Annotated in this window: 18 protein-coding genes; 3 read left to right on the forward strand and 15 right to left on the reverse strand. The window is 63.1% G+C overall.

Annotation, left to right across the window (positions count from 1 at the left end):
* Positions 1 to 19: 19 nt before the first annotated feature.
* On the reverse strand, positions 20 to 1,450 hold the full coding sequence (locus J7I84_RS17035; protein ID WP_214945733.1) for a sulfatase-like hydrolase/transferase: 1,431 nt from the start codon (positions 1,448 to 1,450) through the stop codon (positions 20 to 22).
* A gap of 82 nt (positions 1,451 to 1,532) precedes the next feature.
* Between J7I84_RS17035 and J7I84_RS17040 the strand changes: the two genes are divergently transcribed.
* The gene (locus J7I84_RS17040; RefSeq protein WP_214945734.1) at positions 1,533 to 2,411 is read left to right on the forward strand and encodes a LysR family transcriptional regulator; all 879 of its coding nucleotides are present in this window, start codon (positions 1,533 to 1,535) and stop codon (positions 2,409 to 2,411) included.
* 563 nt (positions 2,412 to 2,974) lie between these two features.
* On the opposite strand, the gene J7I84_RS17045 is transcribed toward J7I84_RS17040, so the two are convergent.
* The 8 genes from J7I84_RS17045 to J7I84_RS17080 form a co-directional block, all read right to left on the reverse strand.
* On the reverse strand, positions 2,975 to 4,519 hold the full coding sequence (locus J7I84_RS17045) for a DUF3604 domain-containing protein (RefSeq protein ID WP_214945735.1): 1,545 nt from the start codon (positions 4,517 to 4,519) through the stop codon (positions 2,975 to 2,977).
* 211 nt (positions 4,520 to 4,730) lie between these two features.
* Positions 4,731 to 6,101, reverse strand: coding sequence for a sulfatase (locus tag J7I84_RS17050; RefSeq protein WP_214945736.1), 1,371 nt, complete (start codon positions 6,099 to 6,101; stop codon positions 4,731 to 4,733).
* Positions 6,102 to 6,307: 206 nt separating this feature from the next.
* Complete coding sequence (locus J7I84_RS17055) at positions 6,308 to 7,678, reverse strand: ABC transporter substrate-binding protein (RefSeq protein WP_214945737.1); 1,371 nt, start codon at positions 7,676 to 7,678, stop codon at positions 6,308 to 6,310.
* A gap of 40 nt (positions 7,679 to 7,718) precedes the next feature.
* On the reverse strand, positions 7,719 to 8,555 hold the full coding sequence (locus J7I84_RS17060; RefSeq protein ID WP_214945738.1) for a carbohydrate ABC transporter permease: 837 nt from the start codon (positions 8,553 to 8,555) through the stop codon (positions 7,719 to 7,721).
* On the reverse strand, positions 8,552 to 9,379 hold the full coding sequence (locus J7I84_RS17065) for a carbohydrate ABC transporter permease (protein ID WP_214945739.1): 828 nt from the start codon (positions 9,377 to 9,379) through the stop codon (positions 8,552 to 8,554). The genes J7I84_RS17060 and J7I84_RS17065 overlap by 4 nt, the downstream gene beginning before the upstream one ends.
* A gap of 293 nt (positions 9,380 to 9,672) precedes the next feature.
* Positions 9,673 to 10,698, reverse strand: coding sequence for a LacI family DNA-binding transcriptional regulator (locus tag J7I84_RS17070; protein ID WP_214945740.1), 1,026 nt, complete (start codon positions 10,696 to 10,698; stop codon positions 9,673 to 9,675).
* A gap of 121 nt (positions 10,699 to 10,819) precedes the next feature.
* Positions 10,820 to 11,698 (reverse strand): formylglycine-generating enzyme family protein, encoded by an 879-nt coding sequence (locus tag J7I84_RS17075; RefSeq protein ID WP_311381160.1) that lies wholly within the window; start codon positions 11,696 to 11,698, stop codon positions 10,820 to 10,822.
* A 530-nt stretch (positions 11,699 to 12,228) separates the two neighbouring features.
* Positions 12,229 to 12,627: a YidH family protein gene (locus tag J7I84_RS17080; RefSeq protein WP_214945742.1), complete on the reverse strand. Its 399-nt coding sequence runs from the start codon at positions 12,625 to 12,627 to the stop codon at positions 12,229 to 12,231.
* A 733-nt stretch (positions 12,628 to 13,360) separates the two neighbouring features.
* On the opposite strand from J7I84_RS17080, the gene J7I84_RS17085 reads away from it, so the two are divergent.
* The gene (locus J7I84_RS17085) at positions 13,361 to 15,835 is read left to right on the forward strand and encodes a GGDEF domain-containing phosphodiesterase (RefSeq protein WP_214945743.1); all 2,475 of its coding nucleotides are present in this window, start codon (positions 13,361 to 13,363) and stop codon (positions 15,833 to 15,835) included.
* A 355-nt stretch (positions 15,836 to 16,190) separates the two neighbouring features.
* Here J7I84_RS17085 and J7I84_RS17090 read toward each other — a convergent pair whose 3' ends face one another.
* From J7I84_RS17090 to pxpA, 5 genes are read right to left on the reverse strand one after another with little or no spacing between them, the layout of a single operon-like run.
* Complete coding sequence (locus tag J7I84_RS17090) at positions 16,191 to 17,180, reverse strand: biotin-dependent carboxyltransferase family protein (RefSeq protein WP_214945744.1); 990 nt, start codon at positions 17,178 to 17,180, stop codon at positions 16,191 to 16,193.
* The gene (locus J7I84_RS17095) at positions 17,170 to 18,075 is read right to left on the reverse strand and encodes an allophanate hydrolase subunit 1 (protein ID WP_214945745.1); all 906 of its coding nucleotides are present in this window, start codon (positions 18,073 to 18,075) and stop codon (positions 17,170 to 17,172) included. The genes J7I84_RS17090 and J7I84_RS17095 overlap by 11 nt, the downstream gene beginning before the upstream one ends.
* On the reverse strand, positions 18,072 to 19,421 hold the full coding sequence (locus J7I84_RS17100; RefSeq protein ID WP_214945746.1) for an acetyl/propionyl/methylcrotonyl-CoA carboxylase subunit alpha: 1,350 nt from the start codon (positions 19,419 to 19,421) through the stop codon (positions 18,072 to 18,074). The genes J7I84_RS17095 and J7I84_RS17100 overlap by 4 nt, the downstream gene beginning before the upstream one ends.
* A 9-nt stretch (positions 19,422 to 19,430) precedes the next feature.
* Positions 19,431 to 19,670 (reverse strand): acetyl-CoA carboxylase, encoded by a 240-nt coding sequence (locus tag J7I84_RS17105; protein ID WP_214945747.1) that lies wholly within the window; start codon positions 19,668 to 19,670, stop codon positions 19,431 to 19,433.
* Between the two features lie 13 nt (positions 19,671 to 19,683).
* Entirely contained in the window at positions 19,684 to 20,448 is a 765-nt protein-coding gene (gene pxpA / locus J7I84_RS17110) for a 5-oxoprolinase subunit PxpA (protein ID WP_214945748.1), read from the reverse strand.
* A gap of 99 nt (positions 20,449 to 20,547) precedes the next feature.
* Between pxpA and J7I84_RS17115 the strand changes: the two genes are divergently transcribed.
* Positions 20,548 to 21,993, forward strand: a complete 1,446-nt coding sequence (locus J7I84_RS17115; RefSeq protein ID WP_214945749.1) for a PucR family transcriptional regulator — start codon at positions 20,548 to 20,550, stop codon at positions 21,991 to 21,993.
* Here J7I84_RS17115 and J7I84_RS17120 read toward each other — a convergent pair.
* Positions 21,990 to 23,045, reverse strand: coding sequence for a LacI family DNA-binding transcriptional regulator (locus J7I84_RS17120; RefSeq protein WP_214945750.1), 1,056 nt, complete (start codon positions 23,043 to 23,045; stop codon positions 21,990 to 21,992). The two genes, J7I84_RS17115 and J7I84_RS17120, sit on opposite strands and share 4 nt — an antisense overlap.
* Positions 23,046 to 23,258: the final 213 nt, after the last annotated feature.

A 23,258-nucleotide genomic window follows, 5' to 3' on the forward strand; every position in this document is an offset into this window, starting at 1 on the left:
AGGGCAGAGGGGCTGTGAGTTAGGAGGTGCTGGCGGGGGAGTAAGCCATGAGTGGTCTTGCGAGGACGGCGTCGACGCCCCCATAGTCCTCGATGCGCTGGCGCTGCCCGGCGCGGATCCGTGCGTCGACCAGGTCCGGGTTGCAAATCTCGCGCAGGGCCGAGCGGCACTCATCAAGGACGGACGAATGGGTGGGGTCCAGGACGAGGTCGTTCCCCTCCCATGGGTCGGCGTCGAGGTTGAAGAGCCGTTCGCCGAGGCCGGCGTGGTAAATGTACTTCCAAGGCCCGCGGCGGATCATGAAAGATCCCGTGTTCGAGTTCGCCGAGTGGTACTCGCTGAAAACCGTCCTCGATAGGTCTTCCGGCGACCCTGCGATCTCCAGCAGTGACCGGCCCGGGAGGTCGGCGTCATCCGGGTGCGCGGGGACGTCCATGGCGTCGAGCACCGTGGGGAAGACATCGACGAGCGACACGGGTGTGGCGCAACGCCCGACGGGCACGCCCGGGCCGGCGAGGATAGCGGGAATCCGGACAGAGCTCTCAGACATCGTGCCTTTGAACCACAGGCCATCGATGCCCAGCAGCTCCCCATGGTCCGAAACGTAGAGGATGATCGTGTTCTCGGCCTGGCCGGTGGCCTCGAGAGCGCCAAGGACGATCCCGGCCTGGGCGTCCATGAAGCTCACCAGTCCGTAGTACGCCTGGACGGCCCGAAGCGTCTCCTCATTGCCCAGCGGTTCGTCGAGGCCGCAGCCGCGGCGGTAGACCTCCATCGCTGGGTGGCGGTCCCACTCCCGTTCGTCGCTGCGGCGGGGCATCGCCAACTCCTCCAGCGGGTAGAGGTCCAGGAACTCCTTTGGGACCGTGAAGGGGTAGTGCGGAGTGACGAAGGAGACCTTTCCCACCCAGGGCCCGCCTACGCTCGACCGCTCTTCGAGCCAGCGGACAGCCTCCTGCGCTGCGGAGCGGTCGAAGCGGCTGTAGTCGGACTCGCCCTCGGAGGCGGCCAGGACGGCGGCCCGGAGCTGGAATGCCGGTGGCTGAAGCTCACGCAGCGCGTGGAAGAGGTCGCCTTTGCCCTCCCGCACGTGCAGGGGCCGGCGTTGGTCGGGGAATCCCGTGTCATCGTGGGTTGAGCGGTAGTGCAGCTTCCCGATCGTCGTCGTGGGGATCCCCGCTGCAGTGGTTCGGTGCCCCCAGCTGTCGGCCTCGGCCCCTAGGTAGGGGGAGGCGTTGTCGGCGTTGCCGGTCTGGTGGACGTAGCGGCCCGTGGCCATCGCGGCCCGGGAGGGAACACAGATGGGGGAGTTGCAGTAGGCGGCGTCGAACACGGTCCCCCGGGCAGCCAACCTGTCCAGATTCGGCGTCCGGACAACGGTGCTTCCGTAAGCGCCGCAAGCGAACGGGACGTGCTGGTCAGACATCAGGATCAGGAGATTTGGCTGCATGTGATCCACGTTACGATCAGGATGCATTAGAAGCGAATGATAAGTTTTCATTGAAGCCATAGTCTTTAGCTATGAGGGGTTAATGGATCGCCGCCAGCTTGAATACTTCCTCGCCGTCGTCGACGGCAGCAGCGTCACCAGCGCTGCTGCGGCGCTGCACGTCTCCCAGCCCACAATTTCGGTCGCCCTGCGGGCGCTGGAGAAAGAGCTAGGAGGGCAACTCTTTGAGCGCACGCCGAAGGGGCTTGCCCTTGCTGCAGCTGGCCGAGCGCTGGTCAACCCAGCTCGGCAGGTGCTGCGCGACTTCAGCGTGGCGAAGGAGAGTGTCAGAGACGTGCTCGGCCTCACTGGCGGGAGCCTCGACATTGGGGCAGTCCCCGCTGTGGCGTCAGGGTGGCTTCTTGATCGGATGGCGGCGTTTCGGCGCGCCTATCCCGAGGTCGTGCTACGCGTTTACCCTGAGATCGAGGATGATCTCGTCGGTGCCCGGGTGCGCAACGGGGAGTACAACCTTGGACTGACGGTTTCGCAGCCGGATGCCTCGGGACTGACCGCATTCCAGGTGGGCGAGCAGGTCCTTCAGGCGCTTCTACCGCCCGGGTCACCCGGGCGAGGGACGCCGTTGATGATCGAGGAGCTCGTTGGCATGGACCTCGTCACCCTTCACCGAAACCACTCGAGGTCCCGGCGGTGGCTAGAGGCCAGGCTTGGTGAGCGGGGCCTCAGTGCCCGGATCCGCGTCGAACTCGGCTCAACTGACGCGATCGTGCCGCTTGTCGCGGACGGGGCGGGCTATGCACTCTGGTGGACTCCGATGCCAGCCACAAGCCTCGGAGAATGCGTCCTGCGTCCACTCGTCCCGGGGCTCCGGCGGCCGATAGTCATCTCTCATCGCACCGGCGTGATCTCCCCTGCCGCCCAGGCGTTCCTGCATCTAGTTGGTAGCGAACCGCAGGGCTGAAGGCCACCGCCACCCGGATACAGGGGGAGCGCCCCGACGTCTGCACTCCAAGTCCGGAGGCTGGACCCGGCTGACCTGGGAACGTCCGATTCGCCGACGACCGCTTTCGCAGCTAGTTCTAGTCCTGCCCTTTCGGCGCCGATAATTGCGATTCCGTCAACCTACGGGCTGACGCTGCTGTAGCAGGCTTTCGGCCGCACTATTCCCTAGGGGGCGGCGGCCAAGTTGGGGTGTAGCACGAGCATTGTTGTTGGAACACACGTGATACTGGGATTTCGGTCCCCCTTTGTGTTGCCTTTACACATTCGCGCCTATGGGATCGTAATCTCTACTCAGCATCGACCACACCTGGGTTGCAGGGCGATCCGCCCTGCAACCGGCACCGGCGTGTAGCTGGTCCAGTGTTTCGTTGGCGCCGGGGTAGCCGCAGGGGAGGACAGATCGGGCCCGGCTCCGGAGGCAGGTGGAGGCGGAACCGCGGCGGCCCGGGTTGCCTTAGTTGAAGTCTGCGGGCCTTTGGAGAATGGAAGCAGCGAGGTTCGCCTCTGCTTCTGATGGATGACTTAGGGAGGCCCACTGGTTTTGACCCATGTTGGTGAGCTCCAGGCGTATTGTTCGTTGTGTTGCCTGACTCTTGCGTAGTACCAGTCGTGGACGCCTTTGGGCCTAATATCTGTAAGCTCGAGCTTCACTCGACGACTGGTGCTTGGTGACGCGCGGTGCATGCAGATGCCGCCGGAGAGGAAGCCTCCTATGTACCCGGTCCGGGAACCAAGAAGAAGTTCAGCGATAGAGTGCTTCATCTCGACGCCGTTGAACCTGGCGACGAGCACTGTCCGGTCATCTCCGGTGACGTGCAAGGCAAGCTGTTGGGTGGCGTCCGTCGTGACCGTGGGGTTCCCCCTTGTTTCGGTGGAGAAGACTATGCGTTGGTCATCAATTTGCCGCCAAGTTGAGAAGCTGTATTTGCCGGGGGTTGAGGCGCTCGGTGCGACTATGTCGTTGCCGTGAAGTCGCGGTTCCACGGCCGTGATGACCCCGCCGCGGACTTCGAGTTCGATGTCCCATGCTGCTTTCACACCGATTTCTCCCCATCCAACACTTACCGAGAGCACACCATTGAAGTGCTCCTCGGGAGCGCCTGCCGGAGATGCGCGCTCGATAACCTCTCCATTTCGTATCAGTTCGACGTAATCAACGGAGTCTCCGCCCTCCACTTCGACGGCTATTTCCCGGGTAGCGTTGCTTGGGATTCGCGCACCCATCGGGTAGCCGTTGACACTGGTCGCCAGCATGATTCGATCTCCGGTGACCGCGTAGGTTCGTCTGGCCCGTATGGCGTTCCAAATCCCGTGCCGCGTGAGCTCATCGGCCCATACCATTGCCCTGCCATAGCCGTGGCTTCCAGGGTGGGCGCTGTGATGGTCAGTGGATCCGATAAAGCCAAAAACTTTACCTAGCTCCAAGCCGTGCATCGCAGTACTCTGGCTGTTCCGCGGGCCCATTGTGTGCAAGTAGTTTCGCGGCGCCTCGTCAGATTCTCCGCACCCGTGCATCGAAACGATTTCCACCACAGGGGAAAACTCTTCAGTGTAGGCTTGCCAGTTTATGCCGCGGCGCCCGGCGAGGTAGCCGATATGGTGCGGCAGTGCCAGAGCATCCAGCCCGTGGGCTTTGAGTTTCCGCAATTCGCGGCGGAGTTCCGCCAGATTGTTGGCGGAGGCCGGGCCCAGTGGCCCCCGACCGGACTTGTAGTAGATGCAGTGGTCACCGTAGGTCATGCTGTGCCATTCGAAGGAGAGCAGTGATACGAAGACCCCGTCCTCGTGAAATCCTTCGGTGATGTCCTGAACGTGACCCCATTGATCCTGTAGGCGCCCGAATCCCCTGTTGTGGTAGTCGTGAACGTCCTTCGGCTCATCTGGCATGTCGTGCCAATTGGCATGGCCGGTCACGCTGCCAAAATCGAGTTGCAGGCGCGCGTTGCGATAGGCGTCTTCGATGCTTCCATGGCCGTAACTGATATCGCAGTGATTGTGGATGTCACCGGCGTAAGCCAGGGTTTCCGCATAGGGGTCCAATGACGACGCAGTTCGTGGAAAGGTCATCTTCTGCTCCTAAATGGTGGGGAGACGCTGGCGATCAAGAAACTGTGAAACGGCAGCGCGGAGCGACCTTCCACTTGAAAACATCGGGAGGCCGGGGGTGCTCGCTCTCCCAAGAGAACAACAAAGAGGTGGGAGAAACCCTAAGACGGGGTGCCATGTTGTAGGGATCGTGGTCCACAGCAAAGTGTCTTCAGCGGCCATTCTTGCCTTCCTATTTCCTCGTAACGGCCGGTTTGGTTTCGGTGGCAGGTGCTTGGCGGGAATCGGGCGCGCCGACAGCGGGAAGGTCATCTACGTGCCGGCTGCGCGCGGGCGCGTGTTCGAGGGGACTGTGGGCGATGGGATCGCCGGTCTTCTCCAGCCAGGCGTCCAGCAGGTCCGCGTGCCGGGACCTTATGTCCTGATAGTCGGGTTCCTTGATGACATTGACGAGTTCTGAAGGGTCGGTCCGGCGGTCGTAGAGTTCTTCGGGCTCGCGTGGCTCCAGGTGGGCATCGCCCATCCCTTGGCGTGTGTCGCTCGTTTCGAGGTCGATGGCCAGTTGGAGCTTGGGCCCCGGTTCGTAGTTGCGGATGTAGACGTAGTCTTTGGAGCGTGCCGCCCGCTTGGGGTCGTAGGTGTCGTGGAAACTCTTCGAGGTGAAGATGACGCGTCCGTCTCCAGTGCCTTGCCGCCTGAGCAGGGGGACCAGGGACTCGCCTTCGAATTCTTCGTCTTCCTTTGTGGCGCCTGCAAGTTCCAGCAGTGTGGGGACGAGGTCCATGTGGCTGATGAGGTCCTTCACGCGATGTGGTGGCACATCCCAGCTGGATGGGAGGCGGACAATAAAGCTCACACCCGTGCCCGCGTCATAGAGGGTGCTCTTCGCCCGCGGGAAGGCCGCGCCGTGGTCGGTGGTGAAGACGATCATGGTGTTCTCCCGGTCCAAGGCTGAGTCAATTGCGGTGAGGAGCCTGCCAAAGCCTGCATCGAATTGGGCGATTGCTCCGTAGAAGGCTGCTATGTCCCGGCGTGTGTGCTCGTTGTCGGGAAGGAATCCGGGGACGTCCACCCGTGAGGGGTCGGCGGGCTCGTAATCTTCGGGTCCCCATGGGCGGTGCACCTCCCATGTCCCGACGGTGAGAAAGACGGGCTTGCGTTCATTACGGCTCGGTAGCTGGCCCAGCCATCGTTCGGTCGCTTCGACCACCTGATTTGTTCGGGGGATGAAGCCAAGACCGGGGCATTCGTCGAAGCCGAGGACGGTGGGGTCCACGTTCTCGTGCTGGAGGCCGATCAGGGCTGAGTGGTATCCCAGCGGGCGGAGGTGCTCGGGCGCGGTTAGTACGCCCTCCCGGTACCTCCAGGCGTTATGGACGAGCCCCTGGATGCCGTTCCGGTAGGGCGACGTGCCGGTGAACAGCGCGCCGCGGGCCGGGGAACACAAGGGTGAAGCTGAATGGGCGTTGTCAAACACCACCGACTCAGTAGCGAAATTGCTGATATTCGGTGCTGGTACCTGCGGCATGCCGTAGACGGGGAGCCAGCGTCCCAGATCGTGGCAGTGGATCAGGACCACATCTGGTTGGGTGGAGTCGGGCATGTTTTCCTTCCGACGCCAAGGACGGCCACTGATGGTGGCCGAGTTGGCGCAACAAGTTGCTATGGGGTCTGGTGTTTGAAGTGAGTTGCTCTGGTATGGCGGATGGGACACGAAGTTGGGTAGGGCAGCAGGACGGGAGCCTGCGGTCGGGGCGGCGGCGATCGACTGAGGATCCTCTGCTGATGCCGCCGCCTGCCGTGGGAAGGTCAGCCCGTGGGAAGTCCGGCCTTGGAGATGATGGACTGCAGTGCGCTCTGGATCTGATCCATTCCGTCCTTCGGCGGGGTGCTCCCGGCGGCGATGTTCTGAAGCGCGGGTTCGGTGGCGTTGAGCATGTCAGTGGAGAAGGCATACCGAAGCGAGGTGGGTGTGTCCGGCAGATTCTCGGCCGTTTGCTTCATGGCCTTCAAAGCGTCCTGCTGGGCCTGCGGAATGTCGGATGGTTCGTAGGAATCGCTGCGGACGGGGATGCCGCCCTCCTTGGCGAACATGGTCTGGGCCTTCTGGGACGTCATCCAAGTGATGAAGTTCAGAGCCGCTTTTGCCCTGTCACTTGGAAGGCCGGCAGGTATGGCGAGGGACCAGAGACCTGTAGCGGAAGATGCCTTCCCTGACGGCGTCGGCGGCAGCGGTGCGTAGCCGATTTTGCCCGCCACGGAGGAATTGGCCGGGTCCTCAAGCTGAGCGGCAGCGGCGGCCACGAGGTAACTTTGGGCAGCGTCCCCATTCTGAAGTTCCGCGATCGCCTGGGCCTGGCCCATGGTGGTGGTAGCCGAGGGCCCGAGCTGTGCAAGTTCCCGCAACCAGGTCGCGGCCTGGACACCGGAACTGGTGTTGGCCGTCGGCGTCCAGTCAGTGCCCTGGTTCTTGAACCAGGCACCTCCGGCGCCGTTGAGCAACGCCTGGAATTCGAAGGAGGCTGCATAGGTGCCGGCTACCCCCTGGGTACGGAAGACGCCCCCGTACTTCGCGGCCTGGGCTTCCTGTATTTTCTTGCCGTTGGAGATGATTTCGTCCCAGGTCTTGGGAACGTTCAGACCCAGCTTTTCGTAGACGTCTTTGCGGTACACGAAAATGTCAACGTTGCCCAGCAACGGCATGTTGGTAATCTTGCCGCTGGCGTCAAAGACCTTCTTGGATGCCTCCCACTTGGCCACGTTGCTGTAGCTGTAGATCTGGGTGTCCGGCTTGTAACTGGGATCAACGTCGTTGAACGGCTGCACCCACCCGTTGACGTTGAACTGGGGAAGGTCCTGCTCGTTGATCTGAAAAACGTCGAACGTGTGCTTCTGGCTCTGGATGTCGTTGACCTCTTGGGTCTTCACATCGGGATTGGGGAAGTTACGAAGCTCTACCTTGTTGCCGGTCTCCTTCTGGTACTCAGCGACGAGCTTCGCGTACGCCGGATTCCAAGGTGCCTGGCTTGTTGGCACGACAAGGGTCACGCCCTTGGCCGCTCCTGGGGGTGCCTGGGCACCGGAATCGCAGGCTGCCAAGCCCAAGGTTGCCGTCGCGATTGCAAGGCCAGCCGCGGCGGCGCGGGCCAGTTTTGTACGGGGTTGTGGGAGTGCGCGCATTCGTTATCTCCTTTGATATCGGTGGTGGTAAGGAAAGGGGTCAGCCCTTGACGGCCCCGGCCGTGAGCCCGGAAACGATCTGCCGGTTGGCGAAGATCGCGAGCAGGATCATCGGAACTGCGGCAACGGATCCGGCGGCGGCCAGTTCGCCCCAGGTGACCGCGTACTGCTGGAGGAAACCGGCTATGCCGACAGTCACGGGGGCTGTGACACCACCGGAGGTAAGGGTCAAGCCCATGAGGAACTCGTTCCAGGCCATGATTCCGACGAAGACGCCGGTCGCGGCCAAGCCCGGGCGTACCAGCGGGAGCATCACCAGCCAGAACGCGCGCAGTTCATGTGCCCCGTCCATGAGCGCAGATTCGCGCAGCTCGTCAGGCAGAGCGGCGAAATACGAACTCATCAACAGCACAGCAAACGGAAGATTGAACAGAGTGTTGACAATGATCAGCCCGGGCACCGTGCCCAGCAGGCCGATGTTGTTCAGCAAAACATACAGGCCAGGCACGAGGGTTGCCGGCGGGATTAGCGGGATGATACCGGCCAACACCAGGGCCGGCAGCGTCAGCCACCGCGGTGGGGACAGTTTCGCCAGCGCATATCCGCTGAGGGCTCCAATGACCAGGCACAGGACCACCGTCCCGATGACCAGTCCGGCGCTGTTAATCAGCTGGGCTGTGAAGGCGCCGTCGGCGAAGATCGCGCGGAAGTTTCCCATCCAGAACGGGAAGTCCCAGCTGCGGCTGGTGATGGCGCGGTTTGGCAGGAACGCCAGCAGGAGTGCCCAGAGGATCGGGATGATGACAATCAGCATGATGATGACGAGGGCGATTTCGACGGCCGGGTTGCTGCGACGCGTCGACGTATTCCCGCTCATGCCGCCCGCCTCACCCGTCGGGCCAGCACCGCGACCACCAGCAGTGCGACGGTCAGGGCGATAACGACAAAACTGAAAGCGGCAGCATTGCCGTACTGCAGATCCTGGAAGAACCAGAGCTGGATTCGTTGCGACACCATCGTTGTTGCCCCGTTCGGACCTCCGGAGGTCAGCAGGTACATTTCGTCGAAGACTTTCACTCCCATGACCACGCGCACCAGGGCCACGGTCCCGATAGCCGGCAGCAGCAGGGGAAGGACGATCCGGCGAAGGATTGCTCCTTCTGATGCGCCGTCCACTCGGGCAGCCTCGAGGATTTCGTCCCCGATGCCTTTGAGCGCGGTGTAGATGAACAGGAAGACGACCGGGGACCAGTGCCAGATGTCCACGACGATAACGCTTGTCATCGCTCCGAGGCCGGTGTTCAGCCAGTTCTGCTCCGGCAGCCCGAGAGTTGCGAGGACTTTGTTCCAGCCTCCTGCCGTGGGGCTGAGGATGAGCAGCCATATCAAGCTGACCACCACGGGAGCGATGACCGCCGGCCAGATCATCACATTCCGCGCCAGCGGCAGGAGCATGACCGCCCGATCGACCAACAGGGCGGCGCCCAGGCCTGCGATCAGGCTGCCTGCAACACTTCCAATAATGAAAACGACCGTGTTGCCCAGTGCCTGCCAGGCCGCGGCGTCCGCCAGGACCGTCTGCAGGTTGGACAGGCCAGTCCAGGTGAAGTGGAATCCGGTGCCGGTGATGCCTACTTCCGTCAACGCCATCTGGAGCACCCGCGCGAACGGGTATGCCCCGACGGCCAGACAGAACAGCACAAATGGAGCCAAGGCAATAGCCGCCCAGCCGGGCCCGCCGCGCGGACCCGACTTGCTGCTCCTGACCGGCGGGGGAGCTGCCACCGCTGTCCCAACGGCCGCCGTCACCTTGTGGCCCTGCTGGTAGGGATAGGAGCTTCCATGCTCATCCTTCCAATCTGCTCGTGCTATATCGATCTACCAACGCACGATCACGCTCTTTTCCCTTCCCGAAGGAGAGGGGCGCGGGGGCGCGATTGGTGGCTAGAGACGTTCGTATCTGCCGGGCATCTAGCAGAGATAGGTGGATCGATCTACCTCTGCTTAGAGGTTAACTGTGACCTACCTATCACGTCAAGGGTTTCCGTTTCGGCGCAGCCGCAAGAGCCTCTAACCTCGAGATGGGGCTCCATGGGAGCTAGAGGTGACTGAACGTTTCCGTCGAGGGCATCCAGAAGCCATTGCGCTGCGCGCCGGCCCATCTCCTCAGGACCCACCGCGACCGAGGTGACGGCAGGGTTGAACAGTGCCGACTCGGGGAGACCGTCGAAGCCAATAACTCCGACCGGATCCCGCCCTGGCTGTTCAGTCCGGAGTGCGTGCAGGAGTGCATAGGCGATCACGTCGCTGTGGCACAGGACCGCATCAAAGGAAAGGTTAGTGGACAGCAGACGGTCAGCGAGCTCTATCCCACCTTGCGCACTGGTTTTCCCGCGCAGAACTCCGACAAGTTGCGCACCGGCGAACCCGGACAGTGCTTGCTTTACACCTTCTACCCGCTCTTCCCCTGGAACAGCTCCTTCAGGCCCACCTAGATAGACGAACTTCCGCGCACCGTGCACGGTAGCCATGTGGTCGGCGGCGAGGAATCCGCCCTTGACTTCTTCCAGCCTCAGGCTCGGGGAGCCATCTTGTGACCGGCGGGTGATTGCCAAAGTAGGGACCGACATGGACGGGGCGATGCTGCCGAGCGATGGAGCGTAGGCCAGTCCGTCCACCGGGTATTCCCGCATCGTCTGGACGACCCGATCCTGGCGGTCGGCTTCATCGTAGGTACTGGTCACCATCGTCATGAACCCGGCGGCGGCAGCGACTTCTTCAAAGCCCAGGGCCATGGAAGAGAAAAAGGGGTTCGATATATCCGTCAGGACCAGCCCGAGGAGACCACTGCGATTCGTCCGCAGCGTCGCGGCACCCCGATGGTAGACGTATCCCAAAGTCTCCATCGACTGACGGACACGCTTCCGCGTCCCGTCACTCAGCCGCCCCGTCCCGCGGACAACCATCGAGGCAGCCGCACGGGAGACACCTGCATGTTCAGCGACATCCTGGAGCGTCACGCGTTTCACCTAAGCAGACTAGTCCCGCGCCAGCCCTTACGCCTAACAGGACCGTGCGGCGCGCAAGCGGTACCACCGCGCCGACGTTGCCTCGAATGCCTTTTGCCCCTGCCGGCGGATCCTAAAGACCTACGGTCCGGAAGCCCGTGTTCCCACTGGAGGACTCGGGGGTGTTGGAGGTGCGCGCCGCGACCCGGTACCGGTTGCAGTATGACTCGTGGCAGAGGTAGGACCCTCCGCGCATCACCCGGCCGGCCCCTATCGTCGGGCCTTGCGGGTTCTCGGCCGGGGAGTTCCGGTAATAGCGCGGCAGGTACCAGTCGGAGCACCACTCCCAAACATTCCCGGCGACTTCATACAGGCCGAAACCGTTTGGAGGGAAGCTTCTGACCGGAGCCGTCCCCAGGAAACCGTCGTCCTCCGAGTTGAACTGCGGGAATTCCCCCTGCCAGATGTTGCAGAGGTGCTCGCCTTGGGGTCCAAGGAGCTCATCGCCCCAGGCATAACGCTTGCTGGCGAGCCCTCCCCGCGCTGCGTACTCCCATTCCGCTTCCGTGGGAAGCCTTCGGCCTGCCCACGCGCAGTAGGCGTGAACGTCATTGTGCGAGACCTGCACCACAGGGTGGTCCGGGATGGCTGACCAGTCCGAGTCCATTCCTTGGGGGTGGCGCCAGTCAGCACCGCGGACGTTGAGCCACCAGGGGGCCCCATCGGCCTCCCCGACCACATCTTTCGCGGGTGCTTCGAGCAAAAGGTGAAAAACAGCGGAGGTGCCATATAGTTCGGCCTCCGTGCGGTACCCCGTGGCCGTGACAAATGCGTTGAACATCCGGTTTGTGACCGCGGTAGTATCGATGCGGAAGGCGTTGACCGTGACCGGGTGCACTGGCGTTTCCCCGTTGACCGGATAGCCTTCCCCGAACGCGTCCCCCATTTCAAAAGTCGCCGCGGGCAGGAGCACGTCATCGTGCAGAGGCCTGGTCGCGTCACCTGTAGTGATCGTTATCGGGGCTTCCGCCCGGGTCGTTGTCCGATCCCGTCCGCAAGGAACGCAGCAGGAGGAAGCCAGTCGCTCAACGCCGTCGGTCAACACAAACTCCTTGAAAGCATTTTCACGTACGGGCTTCGTACGGGACTGGACAGCCGGCTCCGTAAGATACTTCGGGGGCCTTCATTATTTTCAGAGTCAGCTTATGCCCCGAGGATCTAAATGCTCTAAGGAGGACACGTTCGGCCTAGACAGGAGTCGTCTTCTGCAAAGAGCAGGAAAGCACTGCTAGTTCAGCGCTTGCCCGAAACCCTATGCGCTGGTCTCACAAAATGGCCCGCGGACTGAACAGGATGGCAGTGTTCTTGGCATTCCTGCCCCATGCGGCTTTGCACCAGGTACGCCGGGTGTTCAGATTGCTTTCCCGGTTCGAGCACCCCGGTACTAAGCTTCGGGTTGCCATAGGAGGGTGTGGTCCGCTCCGCCTGCAGGCCAGCGTCGTCGCCATGCGTCCCTGCCCCCGAACAATTTCTGGCATCTGTTCAATGCCAGAGGATAAAAACCAAAACGACGGCTGCGACCAGTGCGGCCGCCCCAGCAAGCAGCGGAACAATCAGGGGCAGCGGCAAGGGTGTCTTGTTACGCATGCTGCGCTCCACCCTGAGCCACCGCACGGCAGCGCCGGCGCTAAGCAGCATCCCCAACAGGAGCAAGAGGACGGACAGCCCCTTCCGGACAAGCACCAGGAAAAGGTCTGAGGTAAACGCCTCGATGCCGATGCCCCCAGCCAACAGGGCGAGGGCAGTGCGGATCCAAGCAAGAAACGTGCGCTCATTAGCCAAGGTGAAGCGCGGATCGGGCTCGGTGCCCCCAGGCAGCAGGCGCTCCGCTATCTTTCCGCGCGACGAAGGCACTGGAGCGACGGGCGGTTGCTCGCTCATAGTCACGATGCAACCCTAACGCCGCAAATCACCTTTCCAGAACGGCGCGAGGCTGCGGCGAGAGCGACTTCGGACGGGACGAACGATAACCGACCGCCTCGGCATACCGTTGGTACCGGCAGGGGAGAGGCCACACCGGCTTGGCTTGGCGCAAGTACTGGGACACCGCCTCCCTGCTGATCCCGTAATAACGGGCAAGGACGAATTTCGGAACACCACTGTCAGTGAACCGGGCACTGGCCGCCAAGTTCGGGGCCACAGGTAGCAAGGGAAAAGCCCCCAGTGACGGCGGAGTGCAACCCCTTCGGGGCCGCTCCCCCGACTAAAATAAGGGCCGATAATTATGATTCCGTCAACCTAGCGGTCACGGGGAAATTTCTTCCTTGTCCGGATACTTTTCGGCTCGAGGCGTCTCTTCCTTTTCGTCAAATCGAGGGTGGGACAAATAACAACACCGCCGCCCGGCCCGGGATGAATGACTGAGCGGCTGTTGTCCACTACAGCTATGCACGCAGCAATTGCGGGACTTGACCGTTTCCAGTCATCGGTGAGGTTTCGGCAGCACGACCTGCGGGTATGCATGCCAGCATGAAGCGGCCGAGTTTTCGCCGGAGCAGTGCTGATGGTGCCGTGGGGCATTGTCGGAGTCGTGGGCTTAGTGGGAAGCCGAGGGGGACGAAGGCGTTCTGCAGGTGGTGCCTCGCAGATTTCTGGTGCACGGGGGAGGGGTCCGATGGCTGAAAGCCATGATGGCGATGATTTGGTGATGCAGTCGTTGTTGCTCGATGAGATCGGGCAGTCGGTGATCGGTTTGGACAGTGACGTGCGGGTGACGTACTGGAACCGGGCGTCCGAGCGGCTTTATGGGTTCAGTGCATTCCACGTCCTGGGCGCAAGGATCCAGGAGTTGGGCATCATGGGAGGCACCGAGGGTCAGGGCGAGAACACGGGCCTTGAGATCATGCGAAGGCTGGCTGGCGGCCAAGATTGGGCGGGGGAACTTTGGGCGCGCCACCGGGCAGGGCGGGTGTTCCCGGTCCATGTAACGGTCAGCCCGATCCGCGGGAGGCATACTGTGCCCGTGTCGGTCGTCGCCATTTCGAAGGACATTACTGACCGGAAGCACAGCGAAGCCATCCTGCGGAGGTTTTCAGCGCTGGTGGAGTCATCCGGTGATGCGATCATCAGTGCCGATATGACGGGAACGATTACGAGTTGGAATGCCGGGGCGGTCCGGATGCTGGGCTGGGGTGCTGCCGAGGCTGTCGGTTCGAGCCACCGGTTGTTCACGACCAGCGTTGCGACGGATTTTGACGATCAGGTCGCAACCAGTATCAGGAGCGGTAGGTTTGTCACCGGTTTGGAGACGCGGTGGCGGCGCAAGGACGGGACCGCGATAGACGTTGAATTGACCATCTCGCCCGTTTACGGCCCTGACGGGGACCAGGTCGGGGCATCTGCCATCGCCCGGGATATTACTGAGATCCAACGGTTGAAGGCGGCAGCCGCCCTCGAACGTGAAAAGCTCCTGGCGGCCCAGGAGATGGCCCATGTCGGAAGCGTTGAATACACGCTCGAAACGGGGGAGACCTGGCATTCAGAGGAATTCGGCCGGATCGTCGGCCTGGAGGACGGGCGGCCTGTCTCTCTGAAGCTTCTCCTCGAGTTGACGCACACGGAGGACCGGGAGCGTGTCCTGCGGGTATGGAGAGACCTGAATCAAGGGACAGGATTCGCGGATCTTGAACACCGGATCCTTAGAGCAGATGGTCAGCAGCGGTGGTTGCATTCCCGGATCCGGGCGATGAACAGCGCGGACGGAAAGCCCGGGCGCTTCCTTGACACGGTCCTGGACATCACCGACCGTAAGAATGGCGAGCAGGTTCTGGAATGGCAGGCCCGCCACGATGCCTTGACCGGGTTGCCGAACAGGTATGTGATCACCGACGTGCTTCAGGGACTTCTGGACCAGGATTCCCGCGCAGTGGTGATGTTCGTTGACGTTGACCGGTTCAAACTGATCAACGACGGCATCGGTCATGGAGCCGGTGACAAGATCCTTATGCTCCTCGGCGAGCGGTTGAAGTCGTTTGTCCGTAGCGGTGATACGGTGGGCCGCTTTGGTGGTGATGAATTCGTCATCGTCTGCCGGAACCTGATGCTCCGCGGGGCCAGGACCTTGGCCGAACGGATCAGGCAGTCCACGCGTAAGCCGTTCGAGGTGGACGGCCGGCAGGTTTTCCTCAACGTCAGTGTGGGTATTGCGCTGGCAGGACCAGGCGATACCGCCGAGTCCATGCTCCGGGGAGCGGACTCCGCAATGTACAGGGCCAAATCCGCCGGTGGCGACTCATCAGCGGTCTATGACGCCAGGATGACGGGGCGCGCGGCGGGGAGGTTGAACCTGGAGTCGGATCTTCGCCACGCCCTGGAACAACGCGAGTTCTTTTTGGAGTACCAGCCAATCGTTGAACTCTGCACGGGAACTACCGTCGGGTTTGAGGCGCTGCTGCGCTGGCACCACAGCGAACAAGGGCTGGTTATGCCCGACACGTTCATTCCCATCGCGGAGGAAACAGGCCTGATCATCCCCATCGGTACCTGGGTACTCCAGGAAGCCCTCCAGCAGGTCCAGGACTGGCGGGCAGCGGTCAGCGGTGCTGAAGGCATCTTTGTGGCCGTGAATATTTCCGGGCGCCAGCTCATAGCCCCGGACTTTCCGGACATTGTGGAGGCAGCCATCGGTGACACGGGTATCGAGCCCGGCGCTGTTCATCTGGAAATCACCGAAACGGTCCTCATGGACCAACCTGACCTGCCCAGGGAAACCTTGAAGCGCCTCCACGCGCTGGGGGTCGGGCTCTCCATCGATGACTTTGGTACCGGGTACTCGTCCCTGAGCTATCTCAAATGGCTCTCCGCCCGGACCCTGAAAATCGACCGCACTTTCATAGAAGAACTCGGAAGAGGCCCCCATGGGGCAACCATCATCGAACTCGTCCTGGGCATGGCCCGCAGCCTCAAACTCGATGTCATAGCAGAAGGGGTCGAAACCAGTGACCAGCTCAGCGAGCTGCGCCGGCTCGGTGTACCCCACGGCCAAGGATTCCTTTGGAGCAATCCCTTGGCTCCCGACCGGATACGGGGCTGGTTTGCCCGCCTCCCCACCCTTGTCCTCGATGCGGAACCGGCACGGGGAAGGCACTGAAAGCGATGGAATGCGCAGGTGAAGGAAGGACAGCGGTTCTCGATGAGGCTAACTGAGGTCCGCGTGTCGGCCTCATCGGACTCCCGTCCACCGCGAATCAACTTACCGGGAACAGGGTCTTCACCCGGCTCGCCCTCGAGGGCAAGGCCACGGTCAAATATTAATGCAACCCATTGACCGAGTCTGAAGCCCCTTTTCAGGCTGCTCCCCAGGGTGATATCAAGAGCCGATGTTTGATATTCCGTAGCTACGGGCATGGCGCAACGTTGCGGTACCGGATTCAGCCGCACTTTTGCCTCAGCTGTCAGGTCGACGGTTTGCCCTGGTTGCACTCAGCCAGAAGGTGCAATCACCCCTACCGTCTGGGTGAACCGAGTGCCTCCCAGGCCTTGTTGCGGCGTTCAGCAAGATCGCTGCGGGCATCCAGTGCCTCAGCCATGCTGACAGCGACAAAGCGGGTTGCCGTACCGGGGGCAGCCCTGGCCACCAGGTCCATGTCGGCGCTGATGACGGTGCCTACCATGGCGTAGCCGCCGCCGGAGACGGCATCGCGGTGAAGGATGATCGGCTGGGTTCCGCCCGGGATCTGGATGGATCCTACGGCGTACCCTGCGTCCACGATGTTGGAAGGGTCCGAGCCGGCACCGAAAGGCTGTTCCCGTTCTTTCCATTTCACCCCGGGGCCGGAGTAGCGCAGACCCATCCGGTCGGCCACCGGGGTTACCTTCCATTCTTCTTTGAGGAGATTGCCCAAACCTTCTTCGGTGAGGCGGTGGTCGTACAACCCCAGCACGATCCGGACTTCCTGCTCTTTGGCGTATACGGGCCGGAACTCCTCCGGTACAGTGTCGGCCCTAGGGAGTTTCCCGCCGTTGAGGGGAGCGCCCACGGGGACGACGTCACCGGCTTCGAGCTTTCGGCCCTTGAACCCGCCGATCGCGCCCAGGCTGTATGTGGACCGGCTGCCGAGCACCTCCGGGACATCGATGCCGCCCTGGACTGCGATGTAGTAGCGAGTGCCGCCCTGAATGACGCCGAAGGAGAGCTGGTCCCCGGCTTTCAGCACCAGGCGGCTCCACTGGGGCCGCGGCTCCCCGTTGACCTTCAGCTCCACCGGGGCGCCCGTGACGGCGATGACGGCATCGCTGTCAGTGGTCAGCACTGGGCCGAGGTAGGTGCATTCAAGGGCCGCTTCCCGTGCCGTGTTTCCCACCAGGGCATTTGCGAGTTCAGCGGAGTACTGGTCCATTGAACCGCTTTGCGGGATACCCACGTTGTAGTGGCCCGTGCGACCTTGGTCCTGGACCGTGGTGGCCAGGCCTGGGTTTCCAATTTCAAATGCCATTGAGGGCCTCCATGAGTTCACGGTTGTAGCCTTCGGGGTCGGCCAGGGCCCTGGACAGCTCGAAGGTTACCGGCGCCTGCCGGTATCGGAAGGTGCCGGCAGCGATCTCGGCCTGGATGACGTTGTATTCGGCCTCGGTGACCGGCTTAAACTTCACGATGTCCCCGGGGCGGAAGAACACCATGAAATCCTTGAAGTCCGCCAGCGCCTGATCGGGATCGAAGATGGGGGCGGCGGCCACACCGAACATCTGGTACCCGCCGGCACCGCGAACGGAATAGATGCAGCCGAAGCATCCTCCGTGCCCCACGGTCAGTTTGGGGGTATCGGTCCGGGGGCTCAGGTACTTGGGGACTTCCAGCTGCTTGTCGCGGTCTACCAGCTGGAACAGGAACGGCAGCCCGGCCACGAACCCAACCATGGACACCAGCCATGGCTGTTCGTGGTGCCGCTGGATGAACTCCGCGGCGTCCTTGAGGTGGTTGACCTTGGCGGCGTAGTCGATGTCGCTGCCTTCAGGCTCCTGGTGGAAGCCTTCGCGGAACCGCTGCGCCACTTCGGCGGTGAAGGGGTCCTCGTACCAGACCGGTACTTCAACGATCCGGGTTTCAAGCGCCCGCTCCTGGTGGTTCATCAGATCGCGCTCGATGTCGCGCACGGCCGTTTCCAGCTGTTCCGGAGGCAGGACGTCCGGATCGAACCGCACCAGCAGGGAAGCGTTGGCGGGGCAGATGTCCACGATTCCCGGCAGCCGGGCATCGGAGAGCTTGCCGGCAATGGACATGACCTTGAAGTTCGCTGGCAGGCTCATGGCTTCGGAGACTTCCACGAACAGGAATTCGTCCCCGCCCCAGGTGTAGCGGGCAGCTGGGAGGACGGCGGCTTCGGTGGTCATTTGGCCCCCAACAGGTCGGCTGTGGTTTCTATGAACTTGGAGTGGTGACTGGCTTCGGCGAATTCGGGCCGTGCCAGCAGCGCCTTATGCACGGGGACGGTGGTCTTGACCCCTTCAATGTGCGTTCCCTCGAGCGCCGCAAGGGTTGCTGCTATGGCGGCGTCCCGGTCCGGGGCGTGGACGATCAGCTTGGCCAGGAGGGAGTCGTAGTACGGGCTCACCACCGAACCTGCCTCAACACCCGCGTCCACCCGTATTCCCGCACCCGCTGGCCACTCAAGCGAGCGGATGGTTCCCGGGCTGGGGAAGAAGTGGTGGCTGGGGTCTTCTGCGTTGATGCGGCATTCGATGGCATGGCCGCTGAAGTGCACATCGTCCTGGGTGATGGACATGGACCCGCTGGAGGCAATCAGCAGCTGCTCTCGGACCAGGTCCACGCCGGTGATTTGCTCGGTGATGGGGTGCTCTACCTGGATACGCGTGTTCATCTCAATGAATGCCGCCTCGTGGTTGACGGGGTCGTAAAGGAACTCAACTGTTCCCGCTCCGTGGTAGCCGCATTCGCGGGCAAGAGCCACGGAAGACTCCCGGATGGTGGTGCGGACGGCGTCGGGAAGGTCGGGGGCCGGGGCTTCCTCCAGGACCTTCTGGGAACGGCGCTGCATGGAACAGTCGCGGTCACCCAGGTGGATGAAGTTGGTCCCGTCACCGAGGACCTGCACCTCCACATGCCGGGCATGCTCCACGAACCGTTCCAGGTAGACGGTGTCGTCGCCGAAGACGGAGCCCGCCTCGCCCCGGGCCATTTCGATGGTTGCCAGGAGCTCGCTTTCCTCGTGCACGAAACGGATACCCCTGCCGCCGCCCCCGGCCGAAGCCTTCACCACCAGCGGATATCCGATCCCACGCGCGATTTCCACGGCGTCCGCGTCCGGGTCCAGGGGGCCGTCGGACCCCCGGAGTACGGGGACCCCTGCCTTGGCTGCCGACTCCCGGGCCAGGGACTTGTTGCCCATCATGGCAATGGTGTCCGCGTTCGGGCCCACCCAGGTCAGGCCGGCGTCGGCCACCTTCAGCGCGAAGTCGGCATTCTCTGAGAGGAACCCGTAGCCGGGGTGCACGGCGTCGCACCCCTGCTCCCGGGCGGCAGCGATGAGGGCGTCCTGATTCAGGTAGCTTGCGGCCGCCGGGGCCGGGCCCACCACCACGTAGTGGTCGGCTGTCCGGGCTGCCAGTGATTCCACGTCGGCTTCGCTGACCCCCAGGACTGTCTCGATGCCCATGTCGCGTGCGGTCCTGGCGATCCGTACGGCGATCTCGCCACGGTTTGCGATGAACAGTTTCATGGGCTGCCTTTATCCTTCGCGGATGACGACGATGGAGTCGCCCGGGTTGACCATGTCGCCTTCGTTGACTTCAAAGGATTCAAGGGTCCCGGCGACGTCGGACTGGATCTCGGTGAACTGCTTCATGATTTCCACGATGCCGATGGTCTGCCCGACTTCGATGGCGTCGCCTTCATTGGCGAAGGGGGGTTTGCCGGGGCCGGGCTTGCGGTAGAAGACTCCCGGAAGGGGTGAAACGATCGTGGCCATGTGCTGCTCGCTTTCAGGAGTGGGTGGATCGGGCTGAGTTGAGGGCATCGCGCACGGCGGAGGCGACGGCGACGGCGTTGGGGGCATCGGAGTGGACGCAGATGCTCTGGAACGTGATGTTCAGGGGAGTGCCGTCGACGGCGGGCACGGCCTCGCCTGCAACCGCGCGGCTGACGCGTTCTGCAGCGGCGGCCGGGTCCGTGGGCGCGGGCCGGCGCTGGATCAGCAGCTCGCCGGCGGGGCCGTAGTTGAGGTCCACGTAGAGTTCGGCGACGAAGTCCACTCCCATGGCACGGCACACGGTTTCATGGGCGGTGCCGGCGAGGCCGTAGAACGGAACGCCGAACTGTTTGGCCGTCCCGGCGGCCGCCTGCATGAGGTCTTCGTCTCCGGCGAGCATGCCGTAGAGGGCGCCGTGCGGCTTGATGTGGTTGAGGGACAGCCCGTTCTTCGCCAGGAAGGCGGTCAAGGCGCCCGTCTGGTACAGGATGATCGACTCAACCTCCTCGGGGGCAAGGACCATGCGGCGGCGGCCGAAACCCATGGGATCGGGCAGCCCGGGATGGGCTCCCACGGCCACACCGTGTTCAGCGGCGAGGGCCACCGTCCGGTTCATGACGTCCGGGTCCCCGGCGTGGTAGCCGCAGGCAACGTTGGCGACGTCGATGATCTCCATCAGCGCAACGTCGTTTCCGAACTCGTGCAGTCCGAAGCCTTCACCCATGTCCGAATTCAGGAGCACCTGGGCAGGCGTGGTCTGCGTCACTTTTTCTGTCATGCAGGCAACGGTACAGAGGCGATGACTCCGCGGGAATTGGGCAGATCGCTGAATCTAGGCAGGTCGATTATGATGCTTGCACTAGCCAGGAGGCCTTCCATGCGTGTTGCCGATCTCGTGGCGGATCCCGCCTTGAACATCCGCCTTGCCGTTCAGGGCAGTCCGGGATGGCTCGCCCGCCCCATCGCCTGGTGCGCGCCGACGGAGCACATGGACCCTACGCCCTTCCTGAGCGTCAACGCGCTGCTGTTGACCAACGGGATGGGCCTGAACGTCAAGGACTACCGCATCTGGGATGCCTACGTTGAGCGCCTGATGTCCGTGCCCGTGGCCGGGCTGGTTTTCGGCCTCGGCGCAGCTCATAGCGAGCTGCCGGCGGGCCTGGTGAAGGCCTGCGAGGCTCATGGCCTTCCGTTGCTTGAGCTGCCTCCGGAGGTGCCGTTTGTCCTGGTCATGAGGCATGTGGACCAGCTGATCGCGGCCGAACGTTATGCCGAGCTGCGTGCCGGGTGGGATCTGGCGGATGAGTGCACCAGACTGGCCGCGGGGGGCCATTCCCTGGCGCAGGTATTGGAGCGGGTGGCCACCACGATCCAGGCGCGGGTGGCGGTCCTTGACCACAACGGCTTTGAACTGATGTCCGCCGGAACGCCCCGGGGCGGAACGGCCCGCACCACCCTGAGCCTGCCAAGCGGCGGCATCCTCCGGTTCAAGCTGGCCATCGAGGGAATCAAGAGCAGCCTGGTCCTGCAGCCGCTGTTGGGGCCGGTGGCAGCGGTCATTGCCATGCAGCTGAGCTACACCCTCGGTTCGCGATCGCCCCTGCACTCCCGAGAAGCCGCACGGTTCATGGAAGCGCTCTACGAGGCCAGGGGAACGCCGACGCCGGCCCTGCGGCGTTACGCCGCGGAGGCCGGATTCGAGCCGGACGGGGAGTGGGGTTCGGTGCTGATCGGCGGCGCGGGGGAGATTGCGCCCGTCAAGCTGAGGACCATCGCGTGGCGGATACGGGTTGGCCTGCAGGCCGAATACCGGACCGTGCGGTTCATGGAGGAGGCTGGCCTCACCACGCTGCTGGTGCAGGGCGGGGAAGCCGGCCTGGAGCTGATGGAAGTTGTCCGGAAGTCCTTCCAGGACGCGCCGGAGCTGTCCGCCGTCGTCTCCGGGTGCGGGAACCTGGACGAACTGCCGCTGGTACTTCAGCTGGCCCGCCGCAGCGTGGGCGAAGCGGGGCTCCACCGGGCGCCCGTCGCAGATCTTGCCGGGGTAGTGGACGGCCTGCCGGGGACGGGACTGGTGGCGATATCCCGGCGCCTTCTGGGCCCGTTAATGTCCGACGGCGGCACCGCCTTGCGCGAAACGCTTGAGGCCTATCTGCGGCACAGTGGGAATACCCGCGAGACGTGCAGGGAACTGTTCATCCACCGCAACACCCTGACCTACAGGTTGCGCAAGATCGAGGAGCTTCTGCGGGTTGACCTCGATGACGGCGAAGTCCGGGCCACCTGCCTGCTGGCATTGCGGATCGTGGCCGCCGGCAGCTAGGTGACAGCCACTTCCGCCAGCGCCCTGGCTGCGCTGCTTTCCCGCACGCAGAGGGTGGGTTTCAGCCGCGCAGGTTCGGGGTTCTCGCCCCTGAGCACGGCCTGGATGAGCTGCACTGCGGTCCGTCCAATGTCCGCCATGGGGGAGTGTACCGAGGTCAACGGGATGGGAAGTTCGGCCGCCAGGGAGGTGTCGTTGTAGCCAACCACGGCTACATCCCGGCCTACCGTGAGGCCGTGGGATCGCAAGGCTCCCATCGCTCCAATCGCGGCGAAGTCGTTGACGGCGAAGATGGCGGTGGGGTGCGGCCTGCCGCTGGCAAGGATCTTGTCCCCGGCCTCCCGACCACCGGCCGTATCGAATTTGGACCACACCACGTCATCGTCCGCGATGGTGCCGCCCAGGGAACGCCAGCGGTCCAGGAAGCCGGCAGTGCGGTCAATGGCGGTGCTAGCGTACGGTTCACCGGCGATGACCGCCACCTGCCGGTGGCCCATCTCCCACAGGTGACCGGCCACGAGTTCACCACCCAAGATATCGTCGCAGGTGGCGGACGGGTAGCCAGGGACCCGGCGGTTCATCAACACGAACGGGACCTTGCGCTCGGTCAGTTCCTGCAGGAGTCCTCCGTCAAAGTGGGCGTCGCCAATGATCAGCCCATCCACCCTGCGCGCCAGCATCAGGTCGATCTTCCGCCGCTGTTCCTCGGGATCATCGCGCGAGTTCATCACGAACGCGGAGTATCCCACCTCGGCTGAGGCCTCGTCGATGCCCTCGTACATAATCGCCAGGACCAGGTCCGAAAGCCTGGGGACGATGACGCCGAGCAGTTTCGTCCGACGGGTTCGAAGGCTGGCCGCCTGAGGGTCGGGGGAGTACCCGAGCTTGCGGGCCAGCTCACGGACGCGCTCAGCGGTGGCAGCCGAGGCCGCCCCCTTGGCCACGTCGGAACCCGAATGCAGGACCCTGGAGACGGTAGACGGATGGACGCCCAGCTCCCGGGCCAAATCCTTCAGCGTGACCGTTCGTCCGCCGTCGGCCTTTTCTTTCATGTCCTTCTCCTGCCCACCGGGGTCACTGTAGCCCAGGTCTGGCACCCAGGTCTGCTCCATAGGTTCGACGGCCGCTCTTGACGTGACCCGCTTCACATCCTATAGTCAATCTTCAACGCTCCCCAAACGATTGGGTAGATGATTTGGAACCTCCTCCAGGCGCCCCCACCCCTCGGCGCCGCTCCCTCTGCTCATGTAAACGCCCCTTTCCGT

The sequence above is a fragment of the Arthrobacter sp. ISL-85 genome (genome assembly GCF_018613675.1).
Taxonomy (GTDB): domain Bacteria; phylum Actinomycetota; class Actinomycetes; order Actinomycetales; family Micrococcaceae; genus Arthrobacter.

Coding starts and splice junctions, on each gene's coding strand:
- J7I84_RS17035 (WP_214945733.1), bottom strand. CDS start 1,450: ATGCAGCCAAATCTCCTGATCCTGATGTCTGACCAGCACGTCCCGTTC.
- J7I84_RS17040 (WP_214945734.1), top strand. CDS start 1,533: ATGGATCGCCGCCAGCTTGAATACTTCCTCGCCGTCGTCGACGGCAGC.
- J7I84_RS17045 (WP_214945735.1), bottom strand. CDS start 4,519: ATGACCTTTCCACGAACTGCGTCGTCATTGGACCCCTATGCGGAAACC.
- J7I84_RS17050 (WP_214945736.1), bottom strand. CDS start 6,101: ATGCCCGACTCCACCCAACCAGATGTGGTCCTGATCCACTGCCACGAT.
- J7I84_RS17055 (WP_214945737.1), bottom strand. CDS start 7,678: ATGCGCGCACTCCCACAACCCCGTACAAAACTGGCCCGCGCCGCCGCG.
- J7I84_RS17060 (WP_214945738.1), bottom strand. CDS start 8,555: ATGAGCGGGAATACGTCGACGCGTCGCAGCAACCCGGCCGTCGAAATC.
- J7I84_RS17080 (WP_214945742.1), bottom strand. CDS start 12,627: ATGAGCGAGCAACCGCCCGTCGCTCCAGTGCCTTCGTCGCGCGGAAAG.
- J7I84_RS17085 (WP_214945743.1), top strand. CDS start 13,361: ATGGCTGAAAGCCATGATGGCGATGATTTGGTGATGCAGTCGTTGTTG.
- J7I84_RS17090 (WP_214945744.1), bottom strand. CDS start 17,180: ATGGCATTTGAAATTGGAAACCCAGGCCTGGCCACCACGGTCCAGGAC.
- J7I84_RS17095 (WP_214945745.1), bottom strand. CDS start 18,075: ATGACCACCGAAGCCGCCGTCCTCCCAGCTGCCCGCTACACCTGGGGC.
- J7I84_RS17100 (WP_214945746.1), bottom strand. CDS start 19,421: ATGAAACTGTTCATCGCAAACCGTGGCGAGATCGCCGTACGGATCGCC.
- J7I84_RS17105 (WP_214945747.1), bottom strand. CDS start 19,670: ATGGCCACGATCGTTTCACCCCTTCCGGGAGTCTTCTACCGCAAGCCC.
- pxpA (WP_214945748.1), bottom strand. CDS start 20,448: ATGACAGAAAAAGTGACGCAGACCACGCCTGCCCAGGTGCTCCTGAAT.
- J7I84_RS17115 (WP_214945749.1), top strand. CDS start 20,548: ATGCGTGTTGCCGATCTCGTGGCGGATCCCGCCTTGAACATCCGCCTT.
- J7I84_RS17120 (WP_214945750.1), bottom strand. CDS start 23,045: ATGAAAGAAAAGGCCGACGGCGGACGAACGGTCACGCTGAAGGATTTG.